Source organism: Siminovitchia terrae, from assembly GCF_003605405.2.
Classification (GTDB): domain Bacteria; phylum Bacillota; class Bacilli; order Bacillales; family Bacillaceae_C; genus Siminovitchia; species Siminovitchia terrae.
This window is the reverse complement of the sequence record NZ_QYTW02000018.1, coordinates 63,378-76,401: the sequence shown is the minus strand read 5'-3', so window position 1 is coordinate 76,401 and position 13,024 is coordinate 63,378. Positions and strand designations below refer to the sequence as shown.

The window sequence follows — 13,024 nt, the reverse complement described above, 5'->3', positions numbered from 1 at the left end:
GAATGAGTAAAATTTTGGAGATCAAAAATTTATCAAAAAACTACAAGGATTTTTCTTTAAAAGGGATTAATATCACTCTTGAAAAAGGGTACATAATGGGGTTCATTGGACCTAATGGTTCTGGAAAAAGCACTACCATCAAGCTAATCATGAATTTAATAAAAAAAGATAGTGGAATAATAAATATTTTTGGTTTAGACAATGAAGAAAATAATTTAACAATAAAGGAAAAAATTGGTTTCGTTTATGATGAAAATCACTTTTACGAAGAATTAACAGTAAAAGAAATGAAAGATGTCATAAGTCCGTTTTACACTAGATGGGATGAGAAAATTTTTACAAGATACGCCAAAGACTTTGAATTGCCTTTAAATAAGGAAATTAAGCATTTGTCAAAAGGAATGAAGATGAAGTTCTCTTTAGCCATTGCGCTTTCACATCATGCCGATCTGCTCATAATGGACGAACCGACTTCAGGATTAGACCCACTTATAAGATCTGAACTATTGGATATCATGCAATCATTATTACAAGATGAAAACAAATCCATCTTCTTTTCTACCCATATTACTTCTGACTTAGACAAAATTGCAGATTATATAACATTAATTCACAATGGTCAAATTATACTGAGTAAAACAAAGGATGAGCTTTTAGAGGAACACTGTATCGTAAAGGGGAGCAAAGAACAATTAAATATCGCTAATCAAGGAAACATTATTGGTCTAAAACAAAATGATTTTGGATTTGAAGCATTATGTAAAAATAAAAAAGAAGTAATCAAACAATTTGGTGATTCCGTAATGATCGAGAAACCGAAACTAGAAGATATTATGATATTTTATACAAAAAGGAGTGACCATCATGTATCATCTTATTAAAAAGGATATTTTGATGCAAAAAAGAGCCCTAAAATTATCTATTCTGTTGATGATCTTTTTTTCCTTCACACTTTCAAATCTTGGAGCTGCTGGACTAACGATTGGTATCTTAGCTATAACATATCAACTAGTGTTAGGAGCTAGTGCATTAGAAGATAAGAATAATAGTGATATCATTCTTATAAGCCTGCCAATCAAAAGGACTACCATTGTTTTATCAAAATACGTGTCAATTTATATTTACGCTGCGTATGCTACTTTGGGGTTTTACCTCATCTATTTGATTGTAAATTTACTAAATCTTCCACTTGCTATTTCTTTTGATTTAACAGTGTTGATTGGTGCAATTATTACTGTCACAATGTTTTGTTCAATTTCTTTTCCTTTAATTTTTAAGTACGGCTATTTAAAATCGAAAATGGCAAACTTAATTATTTTCTTCGTATTTGTATTTGGAGGAACCGGATTGGTAAGTTATTTAAGTAAAAACAATAAGCTGATGTTGAGTCAAGATATCATCACTTTCTTCAGTAATAAATCTGATGCTGTCATATTAATGATATCGATGGTTCTACTGATCTTAATTATGATTTGTTCATATTTTATTTCTCTAACTTTTTATCAGAAAAGAGAATTTTAAATATAACAGAAACAAAAAGAAGGATTTGTACTAAATAAAGATCATGAGGCTTACGTAACTAAGAGAAGAGATCAAATCCTTGTGTTTTCATTGCTTATGAGGGGGGAGTTCAAACTGACTCATTTAGTTTAATTTCAAACTTTGATTAAACAAAGTCCTAGTTTATATATAATCCGGCTACTTTTTGCTCCTAAGTCTCAGGCCCATTTAGTTTCGTTTTCAAAGATTGACGTCCATTTTTCAATTTAGCAAATATGCATGAAGACTGACTATGTTTTGGGATCCAACAGAGTTGCAAAATCAACTCCGTCGCTAATTTTTTAATCAAAAATAATAAAAAAGACCTTGAAAATATGGGGTAATCTCTAATGAATCGCTCTTTATTAGAGGAGTAATTGACGGGGATGGTTGGGTGCAAGATACAGGTTATGTAATGAATTTTACAACTGCAAGTAAAGCTTTTGCTGATGGACTATACCGAGTTTTTCAGTCATGGAATCTCCGCTATGTTATCTATGACAAATGCCAATGATTGTAATATTTATTATAAAAAAGAACGTATGGAAAAACATAATGATTCATTAAATGATAAGGGTGATTATATGTGGAAATTGATAGATGGTAAATTAGTACAAATGACTGATGAATCAAGAGTAAAGTTCAGAACAAATATTAGTAAAACGAAATTAGAACAATTAAAAAGATTAGCCGATGAGCAAAATACCCATATTAACTATTTACTTGAAAGTGGATTAGAAAACGTCTTATCATCCGGAATCATTACATTTAATAAAGATTCAAGGCCAAAAGATCGCATCCAGTATAAAACCACATATGACAAAGATTTACTAGAAGCGGTGAAAAAATTTGCAAAGAGCAACAAATTATTTATTAATGATGTTATTGAATATAGTATAGACTTTATTGATGTAGAGAAGATAAAAAATGCTGGTTATAAGCATAGGGTAGAGTAACCAGCATTTTTTATTCCAACGCCCCCACCATAATATAAATTATAGGAAGTAAACTAGAGTTTATCTCATATCAAAAGTATACTTATAATAGTGAGATGGATGACGAAAAAAATACTGTATATGGATCAAGTATTGGTTCCTTTAACTCAGCTAATGTTTGATCCTTGATTGATCAGAAAAAATTCTTGTTTTATTTCCAAGACAATTACTGGTGCTCAAATCCAATTCTCGAACAGATTGATTTACTGTTTATAACAAATTAGAATTTATTTCTCGTATTCTTATGATCACGTATGTTTTTGTCCATATCTGTATCTTAGATTTTTTCTCAAATTCGTGATCTCTTTCACAATTCAATTTGAACCGTGAATTTCGCTTACCCAAGTTCCTACATTTTGCAATATACAAAAAGAATCCATTTTTTATAGTAGTTTTAAGCTTATTTTTTATGAAAATGTTTGATCAATTTCCATCTCTATTTGCCGATAGGCTTAAACAGATAAGAAACGGATTAAACCGAGTAAAGCAAATGCGAATAGAACTATACCGGCACCAATCCCTGTTATCGCACTGTTTGCGACCTTAAGCCTTGGAGATATAAACAATGATAATATGGAGATAGCAACAAGCAACCCCGCTAAAATATAAAGACTGCTGTCATTGAACACTGATTTAAGCCCAATAAAATGAATCCCTACAATAAAAGCGACCCAGGGCGCGACATAATTACTAAGTTTCCGTTTGATTAGGACAACTGCCCCAATACCAGCAATGATGAATTCAATATAGACAGTGATTAAGTAGGTGTTGAACTTAGTATTTTCTGATAAAACAGAGGCTGCATGCCAATTGGTTACACTTAAATAAACGCCGATAAGACACAGTAGAAGCGCAACTCCAGAAGCGATCCCTAGAAAAATGCGCCAGTTTGGGCGAGGATTCTCCTGAGCCCAGCCAAACCAACAAAAACTGAACATACCAAATATCGAAATATACATTGCGTAATCACGTATATATTCCATACCTATCCCTCCCTTATTTTTTCTTTTTGTTGAAAATTGCAAAGCTCCTTCAATTTAATCGTGTTATGAAATTTTACATGATGTTGTAGTGCGGTGTCTATCAGACAGCGGAACCAAAAAACCGCCGACACGAATAAAAGACCTCCGGTACTTCGAAGGTCTTGGAAATCTTTATAAAATTAAATACTGCTTTGGTATTCCGAAAAACTGAATGGCTTTGTATTTATGAATATTGGATTCAGTTTCAATATAAATAGGTGCATACAGCAGCCAAGGAACATGTGAGTATAAATCTTTGTCTGCTTTCACGATCATTGATACAGCTTTAGCTACTTCTGGCTGTATATGATGGCTGCGGTTGGAATCGCCACTTTGTTCGATGCCGGGATGAATCTTCCCAGACAAAATGTATTCACCGAGTCTCGGTTTCCATTCTGCTGTAAGCATGCTTTTATTTTCTGAATGAAGCAAAGCCACTTCATATTTATAGCCTATCGCTAAATGGCTGCTCGTTTCATCAGTCGACATAATTAATGTGTATTTTCTTCCATCTACTGGATGGTAAGCTGTTGCAGGAGGCAAGATGGCAACTGAAAATTCATCAAGCTGAAATTTTTCCATACTGGCCCCTCCCCTTCGCATTCTTTTGCCATATTATATGACAAATGCCTATAAGGGGTGAATTGACTCAGTCCGCCATCAATGCGACCATTAGAGCCTTTTGTGCATGAAGACGATTCTCTGCTTCATCAAAGACAAGAGATTGAGGGCCGTCGATGACTTCAGCGCTCACTTCCTCACCTCTATGCGCAGGTAAGCAATGAAGGAATACTGCTTCTGAGTCAGCTTCTGCCATAAGCTCACTGTTCACTTGAAAATCTGCAAATGCTTTTAATCTTTCTTCTTGTTCAGCTTCCCAGCCCATGCTCGTCCATACGTCTGTATAAACAGCATCTGCACCATTTGCAGCTACTTTGGGATCGTTTGTAACTTCAATTACAGCTCCGGACTCCTTGGCGAACTCCTGCGCCCTTTCGACAATAGCTTGTTTTGGTTCATAGCCTTTTGGAGCAGCAATTGAGCAGCTTACTCCTAACTTAGCACAGCCGATCATCAGAGAATGGGCCATATTATTTCCATCGCCAACATAAGCCAGCTTTTTACCTTCCAGATTTCCTTTGGCTTCATATAAAGTCATGAGATCAGCTAATACCTGACAAGGATGGTAGTCATCTGTTAAGCCGTTGATAACTGGCACATCCGAATTATTTGCGAGCTGCACTACAGATTCATGACTGTATGCCCTAATCATGATGCCATCCACAAAACGCGACAATACTTTTGCCGTATCCTCCACGGTCTCACCGCGCCCCATTTGAAGATCATCTTTACCCAAAAATAATGCATGACCCCCTAATTGAAACATACCAGTTTCAAATGAAACGCGCGTCCTTGTAGAGAGCTTTTCAAAAATCATTGCCAGGGTTTTCCCCTTTAAGTAATGATGTGTCTCCCCTTTTTTTTGCAACTCTTTCAGCTTGATAGCATCCAGAATGATTTGCATGATTTCATCTTTTGTTAAGTCCGCTAATGTAAGTAAATGCTTCCCCTTTAGTGAAACAGATGTTGCTGTCATGATGTTACCACGTCCTTTCTTGTTTTTCCGAGCCAGCTTTGAAGCGATTTCGGCTTGCTGACTTTTTGTTTGATGGCTGTTAAGTATGCTTTAAATGTATCAATTTCTGTCATTACCTGCAGCTGTGATGCTGAAGCCAATTGCCTTTTTTGAATAGACTCCTCATTCTTGCCAAGACTTAATAAAACAGAACCCCGGTCGTTTTTCACCCAGTCAGCAAAAGAAATTCCCGATTTTTCCGTTACCATCACGCTATTAGAATCAAGGATCAAATTCTCAATGAGTGCTTCTTCCTCGACATCTGCATCGACATATATTTCCTGGTGAGAGTTTAGCTGTTTTGCTGCCAGTCTCTCATTCCAGAGCAGCGCTTTGGCTAATGCCTCTTCCACTGTTTCACCGAATCCGATCAGTTCTCCGGTGGATTTCATTTCAGGTGTAAGCTTAGGGTCTACGCCATCAAGCTTTCCTGTGGAAAAAATAGGATTCTTAATCGTGTAAAAAGATTGTTTTGGCTGATTGTTTATAGACAAAGGTGACCCTGTCAAAATACTCACGCACTGATCGATTAAATTAAGCCCGGTGATTTTACTTACAATCGGCAGCGTACGCGAAGCCCTTGGATTAACCTCCAGCATGTAAACCTTATCGTTGAAAACAACGAACTGGACATTGAACAGCCCTTTGAATTGTAGCTTTTGAGCGACTTTTTTGGAGTACTCATAAACTGTTTCTTTGATATTCTCCGTTACATGTATTGGCGGCGTAATCGTCATGCTGTCACCCGAATGGACTCCCGCTTTTTCAATGTGCTCAAAATAAGCAGGGATTAGAATGTTTTGCCCGTCCGTCAAAACGTCTACTTCAAGCTCCTGCCCCTTATAATAGGCGTCAATCAAAACAGGATAGTCAATATTAGCAAGACAGTTATCCAGCTCTTCCTGATTGTCAATGATGAGCATTCCCTGCCCCCCAATAACATACGAAGGCCTTAATAAAACGGGAAAACCAATGTCAGCCGTTTTTAATTTCAAATCGTTCTGGTCATAGGCTGTTACTCCTGGAATATGAGGAATTTCCAGCTCTTTCAATAAGGTATAAAATTTTTCACGGTCCTCGACGGCATCGATTTGATCTTGTGTGATGGAAAGGAGCGGGATACCATTCTCTTCCAAATAATTCGCTAAGTTTATCGCTGTTTGTCCTCCCAGCTGAACAATGACCCCATCCGGCTTTTCATGCTCCAATATGTTCAGTACATCCTCAATATGGAGAGGCTCAAAGTAAAGGCGGTCCGCAATTTGGAAGTCAGTACTGACAGTACCAGGATTATTATTGATCAAAATGGTCTCAAATCCGGACTCTTTCAAAGCTAAAGCTGCACGAACTGTACAATAGTCAAATTCTATTCCTTGGCCAATTCGGACAGGTCCTGATCCGATGATCGCCATTTTTTTCTTATGTTTGTCAGGGACGATCTGATCGCCTTCTCCTCTCCAAGTGGAATAGAAATACGGAGCTGTCGCCACGTATTCACCTGCACAAGAGTCGACCATCTGGAATACAGGCACAATACCATGGTCTTTCCGTTTTTTTCTAATCTGGCTTAACGATGTATCCCATACAGAAGCGAGCCAGGCATCGGAAAATCCATTTTCCTTGAGCTGCTGTAAAAATTCAAGGCTCACTGTATCGATTTTTTCTTTCCCAGCTTGGCTTTCCATTTGGACAATCTTCGTTAAAACTTCCAGGAAATATGGAGTGATGCTTGTTTTTTCATGAATCTCCCCGCTCGATACTCCTCTTCTTAAGAGCTCCAGTATAGCAAAGAAACGAGAATCATCAGCATGCATAACAGAGTTCCAAAGCTCTTCATCACCTTTATCGGAAATCCCTTTTAATTCCAGGCCATTCGTCTTTAACTCAAGGGATCTAACCGCTTTTTGCAGAGCTGCCGGAAGCAATCGATCAATCGCCATGATTTCCCCAGTGGCTTTCATTGTCGTCCCAAGTTCCTTTTTGGCATTAGGAAATTTATCAAAAGCCCATCGGGGCATTTTTACGACCGTATAGTCTACTACGGGTTCGGAGCTTGCAAAAGTGGTCCCTGTCACAGGATTAATGATTTCGTGGAGATGATAGCCAAGCCCCAGTTTTACAGCAATTCGTGCAATCGGATAGCCAGTCGCTTTGGATGCTAAAGCGGAAGACCTGCTTAATCTCGGGTTCACTTCTATTAAATAATACTGATTTGTTTTCGGATCTTGCGCAAATTGTATATTGCAGCCGCCGATGATTTTTAAAGCACGGATGATTTTGACTGCCGATTGGTACAAAGCATCAAATTGAACATCTGACAGCGTCTGCTGTGGAGCAAACACAATGGAGTCTCCAGTATGGACACCAACTGGATCAAAATTTTCCATGCTGCAAATAGCAATACATGTATCATTGGCATCCCGGATCATTTCAAATTCAATTTCTTTGAAACCAGCAATGCTTTTTTCGATCAAGCATTGGGTAATCGGGCTGGATTCAAGCCCTTTTTTCACTACAGCCAGCAATTCTTCCTCGTTGTTGACGATACCTCCGCCTCCGCCACCTAACGTATAGGCCGGGCGAATGATGATCGGATAACCTTGCTTGTTCGCAAAGGATACAGCTTCTTCAACAGAGTGGATAATTTCACTGTTTGGGACAGGTTCTCCAAGTTCATGCATGAGAGCGCGGAAAGCCTCTCTGTCTTCTCCCTGAATGATTGACTCAGGCGTTGTACCAAGAACCTGGATGTTAAATTTGTCTAAATAGCCCTGCTTATATAAATCGACGGTCAAATTTAGCCCTGTCTGCCCTCCAAGTGTCCCAAGAATGCTGTCGGGTTTCTCTTTTTTGATGATCTCGACAATGCTCTGCACTGTCAGAGGTTCAAAGTAAACGGTTTGGGCGAATTGTTCATCTGTCATGATAGTCGCTGGATTATTATTAACAAGGACAACCTCACAGCCTTCTTCCTGAAGGGCTAGGCAACCTTGCGTACCGGCATAATCAAACTCTGCCGCTTGCCCAATGACGATAGGCCCGGAACCGATCACCAGAACCTTCTTGATGTCCTTTCCCTTAGGCATAAACACTTGCTCCTTTGCTTTCGTTTACTGTTTTGAAAAAGTGATCAAAAATTAACTCATTCAATGGATTATGGATCTGTTCAGGATGAAATTGGTATGTTACAACCAAATATTGTTCATGAACTAGCCCCTCTACTGTTCCGTCATGAATATTTTTAAAGGTCACAAGGAAACCATGTTGCTTTAAATCTTTCTCATTGACTGTATAGCCGTGATTTTGGTTGGACATAAAAACCTTTTGCGAACCAGTATGAATAACAGCTTCTTTGAAATTCCGGTGGCCGGCAGGCATCTTTTCTATATTTGCTCCGAATGCGAGTGCCAAGATTTGATGCCCAAGCCCGAGCCCCATTGTCGGATATTTCATCGCCAGCTTTTTGTAATCCGGGAAAAATTTTTGCCATTCCAGCGGATTGCCGGGTCCTCCTGAAAAAATGATTCCATCCGGCTTCAAAGAATGAACTGAGCTTATATCGATGCGGCCTGAAACAGCTGTCACTTTATGACCAGATTGACAGAGTGATTGAATAAGTGATTTTTTATAGCCGAAGTTAATGATAACGATGTGTTTATTACCATTTGGGGTAATATGTTCTGTTCCAGAGTCAGCATAGATGTCTTCCATGTGAGCAGAAAGACGATTCACCGCATGCTTCGATGAAATAATAGCAGGCATTTCTCCTTCTTTTTTCACTCTTTTAATCAAGGCTCTTGTATCCATACCTGTCAAAACAGGTATATTCTGTTCAAAAAATAAATCTAATACATTTATGCCCTTTACATCAATGGGCATGGAGGCATCTTGCTGTGTGATAAGCCCCCCAATTTGAATTTGGTCGCTTTCAAACTTTGAATGATCCAAGTTGCTGTTTAAGACGCCAGGAAAAGTCGATATCACAATTTTCCCTTTATTGGCTGGATCTGTAATGAACTCCTGAAATCGTGCCATTCCTGTAAAATAGATCAACTCTCCGATATGGTCTTTTGGTTTGCCTTGCCACTGTCCGGTGAACTTTTCACCATTAGCGAGTATTAAGGATCCTTCCATTCTTTCCTCTCCCCGCTTTCGTATTTTTATTTTTGATATTGCATTTTTATGCATTTTTATCGAAAAAAAATTAAATAGTCTTCTGTAAAATGTCGATTGCTTCGTCAATTTCTTCATTTGAAACAGTTAACGGAGGAAGCATTCGTATCACGTTAGGTCCAGCGTTTAAAACGATTAGTCCTTTTTCCCTTAACTTCGCAAGCCGTTCGCTGACATCTTCCGAAAACTCAACTCCTACCATGAGGCCTGTATAGCGGATATCGACCATACCTTTCAACTGGCTCGATTGCAGTTTTTGGACCAAATAATCACTCTTCTTATCTACTGTCGAAAGGAATTCCTCGTTAAAAATGATTTTTAGCACTTCATTCGCTGCAGTCATGGCCAATGGGCCCCCGCCAAAGGTTGTTGCATGGCTTCCTGGAGTAAAAGCCGATGCTAATTTTTCCTTGCCAATCATTGCGCTGACAGGAATACCATTTCCAAGTCCTTTTGCTGTAGTAATAATATCCGGTGAGATATTAAAGTGCTGGTAGGCAAAAGGCTTCCCTGTCCTGCCTATACCCGTTTGCACCTCATCTATAATGAGCAGAACGCCATTCTCTTTACAGATCTTTTCAACTTCTTGCAAAAATTCCTTTTCCGCTGGAAGTACTCCGCCTTCACCCTGGATCACTTCTAGCATAACAGCAGCTGTTTCGCTGTCTACCTCGTTCTTTAATGCATTGATATCATTAAAAGGAACATGAACAAAGGTTTCAAGTAAAGGGCCAAAGCCTGTTTTTACTTTTTGCTGTCCTGTTGCAGCAATCGTGCCTAAAGTACGTCCATGGAATGATTGTAAAAAGGTGATGATTTTTGACTTTCCTGTATATTTTCGTGCTAATTTGATAGCAGCTTCGTTTGCTCCCGCTCCACTATTCGCAAAGAAAACGGCATCTCCAGAAGAATTTTTTGTAAGCTGCCCGGCCACCTGTTCCTGAAGGGAGCTTTGAAATAGATTGGATGTGTGCCAAAGCTTATTCAGTTGTTCCTGAACGGACTTCACAACGATAGGGTGACAATGCCCTAAGTTACAAACTCCAATTCCAGAAGTAAAATCTAAATATTCCTTACCATTTACATCTATTACCTTCGTTCCGTTGCCCGAAACAAGTTCGACATCCCATCTCTCATATGTGTTAAATAAGTGTGACATTTTTAAAAAACAGCCTCCAATTCTTTGTATATCGTTGTGCCAATGAGTTTTCCCCCGTTTAAAAGGCTGTTTTTCCCGCTGACTATCATTACGTTGGACATACCGCCATCTAAACTGTTGATCGCTGCCATTACTTTTGGAACCATTCCTCCAGTAATAACGCCGTCATCTATCAAATTTAAAATATCTGAAACTGTTGCGTTTTCTATTAAGCTCTTTTCTTTTAAAACGCCGGGAACATCCGTAACAAATAAGAGTTTCTCCGCTTTTAATGCAACTGCGATACTTCCGGCAGCCGTATCAGCGTTAATGTTATAGCAAGCAGCACCATCAATTCCTGCTGCCAGCGGAGAAATGACAGGAATGACTCCCATAGAGATGATATTGAAAAGGAAGTCACTGTTCACTTCTTCTATTTCTCCGACAAAACCCAAGTTTTCAAAATCCTTCGCCTTAGCCTTTAGAAGAGAACTATCAAAACCAGTCATTCCGAGTGCTGGAAGCTCGTGTTTTGCTAAATTTCTTACCAAGGTATTCGTCATGGAACCGGATAAGACCATTTCAACGACATCCATTACATCAGAAGTGGTTTTTCTTAAGCCATTGTTAAACTCACTTTCAATCTTTAATTCTTCCAACATTTGATTGATGGCCGGGCCTCCGCCATGTACAATGACTGGTTGCAGCCCGCTGTCTTTTATCGTTTTAATGCTTTTATAAAATTCATCGGAGAGCGAATCGATCATACTTCCTCCGCATTTAATTACAATAATGTCTTTCATTATTTTTCATCCTCCATGAATTATGGATAAACTGGTATGAAATGCAGCCCTGCTGTTTCCTCTAAACCGAAAAGGATATTCGCATTTTGAACAGCCTGACCTGCAGCACCTTTCATTAAATTATCGATGACCGATACGACAGTCACCCTTCCTGTCCTAGTGTCCACGCTGATCCCCATATCACAAAAGTTAGAACCGTAAACTTCTTTTGTAGCCGGAAAAATGCCATTTTTTCGAACTCTTATGAACGGCTCATCTTCGTAAAAATCGTTATACACCTTATTTATTTCTTCTTGGCTGATATCAGATTTCAATGTAGCGTAGATTGTAGCCATTATTCCCCTTGTCATGGGGACGAGGTGCGAATTAAATGTAATCGGAGATTCATAGCCCAAGCTGGAGAGCATTTGTTCAATTTCTGGGATATGCTGATGGGCATTCACCTTATATATTTTGAAATTTTCATTGAGTTCATTGTAAATAGTATGGAAAGATGCTGTTTGCCCTGCTCCAGATACGCCTGATTTGGCATCTACGATGACTGATTTCTCTTCAATAAGACCTTGTCGTACAAGCGGTGCCAGGCCCAGAAGCGTGGCAGTCGAATAACAGCCCGGGTTTGAAATGAACTTCGTATCCTTGATAGACGAACGATTAAGTTCGGGAAGTGCGTATACAGCCTGATCTACCCATTCCTGCGGTGCTGGCTTTTTCTTATACCAGTCTTCATAATCGTTGATATCCTTTAACCGGAAATCCCCGGAAAGATCAATGACCGTACAGCCTTCTTTTAAAAGCAACGGTGCAATTTCCGACGATACCCCTGAAGGAGTAGCCAGAAAGACGATGTCCAATTTTTGTGCAATAGCTGCCGGATCAATCTCTTCCAATGTCATTGGTACAATATCTGTTAAATGTGGATAATGATCCACAATGCTTTTTCCTTGTTGTGAAGATGAATAGACCGATTCAATTTGAAACGTTGGGTGAGATTGCAAGATTCTGAGCAGTTCAGCTCCTCCATATCCCGTTGCTCCAATAACCCCTGCTTTCACTTACAACCACTCCTTGCTATAGACTCGACGAAACCATTCCGTTTAATTTGTAGATGTTAATATTATACTATGTATAAAAATTAATTCAATAGTATATTTATAACTTGTTAGAAAAAAGGCAAAATGATTTATAGAAAAGCGGAAGCGCCTGTTCATCGACGTACAGACTGGAGCGGCTCCGACGAGATAAAGGAAACACGCGAAACGCAGTGGAGCGATGTTGACTTATCGTAGGAGGAGTACGCGAAGTCTGCTAGTCGATAGGCGCTGGAACTGGACAACAGAAAAGCGGAGACGCCTTGATTAGCGCGGGCAAATAAGACGATTTCCGTGGAGGCAGTTTTTCAGCCACCACAGGAAATTGGCTTATGACCTCGAGGGGCTAGGCGTCGGAGCTGGACAATAGAAAAGCGGAAGCGCCTGCTCATCGACGTACAGACTGGAGTGGCTCCGACGAGATAAAGGAAACACGCGAAACGCAGTGGAGCGATGTTGACTTATCGTAGGAGGAGTTCGCGAAGTCTGCTAGTCGATAGGCGCTGGAACTGGACAGTAACAACGCGACAGCGACTGTTCATCGACGCACAGACTGTTCCGAAATGCAAAAACGTCTTGATCATGCTTGACAAGCAATAATTAGGTAGGAGTGTTGACTATATAGCG

At 39.3% G+C, this 13,024-nt stretch carries 12 protein-coding genes; 4 read left to right on the top strand and 8 right to left on the bottom strand.

The features are described 5' to 3' along the window. Window positions 1–2: 2 nt before the first annotated feature. The 4 genes from D5F11_RS16595 to D5F11_RS16580 all read left to right on the top strand — a co-directional run bounded on the left by D5F11_RS16595 (window position 3) and on the right by D5F11_RS16580 (window position 2,495). Complete coding sequence (locus D5F11_RS16595; RefSeq protein ID WP_120117653.1) at window positions 3–881, top strand: ABC transporter ATP-binding protein; 879 nt, start codon at window positions 3–5, stop codon at window positions 879–881. Then, window positions 865–1,521, top strand: coding sequence for an ABC-2 transporter permease (locus tag D5F11_RS16590; RefSeq protein ID WP_120117654.1), 657 nt, complete (start codon window positions 865–867; stop codon window positions 1,519–1,521). The genes D5F11_RS16595 and D5F11_RS16590 overlap by 17 nt, the downstream gene beginning before the upstream one ends. 412 nt (window positions 1,522–1,933) lie before the next feature. After that, on the top strand, window positions 1,934–2,053 hold the full coding sequence (locus tag D5F11_RS28175) for a hypothetical protein (protein WP_185830753.1): 120 nt from the start codon (window positions 1,934–1,936) through the stop codon (window positions 2,051–2,053). Then, a complete protein-coding gene (locus D5F11_RS16580) occupies window positions 2,028–2,495 on the top strand; it encodes an rRNA methyltransferase (protein WP_245998240.1) in 468 nt (155 codons plus the stop codon). Before D5F11_RS28175 ends, D5F11_RS16580 begins: the two co-directional genes overlap by 26 nt. 491 nt (window positions 2,496–2,986) lie before the next feature. Here D5F11_RS16580 and D5F11_RS16575 read toward each other — a convergent pair whose 3' ends face one another. The 8 genes from D5F11_RS16575 to argC all read right to left on the bottom strand — a co-directional run bounded on the left by D5F11_RS16575 (window position 2,987) and on the right by argC (window position 12,361). Beyond that, window positions 2,987–3,517: a hypothetical protein gene (locus D5F11_RS16575; RefSeq protein ID WP_120117656.1), complete on the bottom strand. Its 531-nt coding sequence runs from the start codon at window positions 3,515–3,517 to the stop codon at window positions 2,987–2,989. A 171-nt stretch (window positions 3,518–3,688) separates the two neighbouring features. Further along, window positions 3,689–4,138: a staygreen family protein gene (locus D5F11_RS16570; RefSeq protein WP_185830752.1), complete on the bottom strand. Its 450-nt coding sequence runs from the start codon at window positions 4,136–4,138 to the stop codon at window positions 3,689–3,691. A 67-nt stretch (window positions 4,139–4,205) separates the two neighbouring features. Then, window positions 4,206–5,153 carry an ornithine carbamoyltransferase gene (argF, locus tag D5F11_RS16565; protein WP_120117658.1) on the bottom strand — a complete coding sequence of 316 codons (948 nt, stop codon included), beginning with the start codon at window positions 5,151–5,153 and terminating at the stop codon, window positions 4,206–4,208. Continuing rightward, window positions 5,150–8,278, bottom strand: a complete 3,129-nt coding sequence (locus D5F11_RS16560) for a carbamoyl-phosphate synthase (glutamine-hydrolyzing) large subunit (RefSeq protein ID WP_120117659.1) — start codon at window positions 8,276–8,278, stop codon at window positions 5,150–5,152. Before D5F11_RS16560 ends, argF begins: the two co-directional genes overlap by 4 nt. Then, window positions 8,271–9,326: a carbamoyl phosphate synthase small subunit gene (locus tag D5F11_RS16555; RefSeq protein ID WP_185830751.1), complete on the bottom strand. Its 1,056-nt coding sequence runs from the start codon at window positions 9,324–9,326 to the stop codon at window positions 8,271–8,273. The genes D5F11_RS16560 and D5F11_RS16555 overlap by 8 nt, the downstream gene beginning before the upstream one ends. 70 nt (window positions 9,327–9,396) lie before the next feature. Continuing rightward, entirely contained in the window at window positions 9,397–10,524 is a 1,128-nt protein-coding gene (locus tag D5F11_RS16550; protein ID WP_120117661.1) for an acetylornithine transaminase, read from the bottom strand. Between the two features lie 2 nt (window positions 10,525–10,526). After that, window positions 10,527–11,306: an acetylglutamate kinase gene (gene argB, locus D5F11_RS16545; RefSeq protein ID WP_120117662.1), complete on the bottom strand. Its 780-nt coding sequence runs from the start codon at window positions 11,304–11,306 to the stop codon at window positions 10,527–10,529. 20 nt (window positions 11,307–11,326) lie between these two features. After that, entirely contained in the window at window positions 11,327–12,361 is a 1,035-nt protein-coding gene (gene argC / locus D5F11_RS16540) for an N-acetyl-gamma-glutamyl-phosphate reductase (RefSeq protein WP_120117663.1), read from the bottom strand. Between the last annotated feature and the right edge of the window lie 663 nt (window positions 12,362–13,024).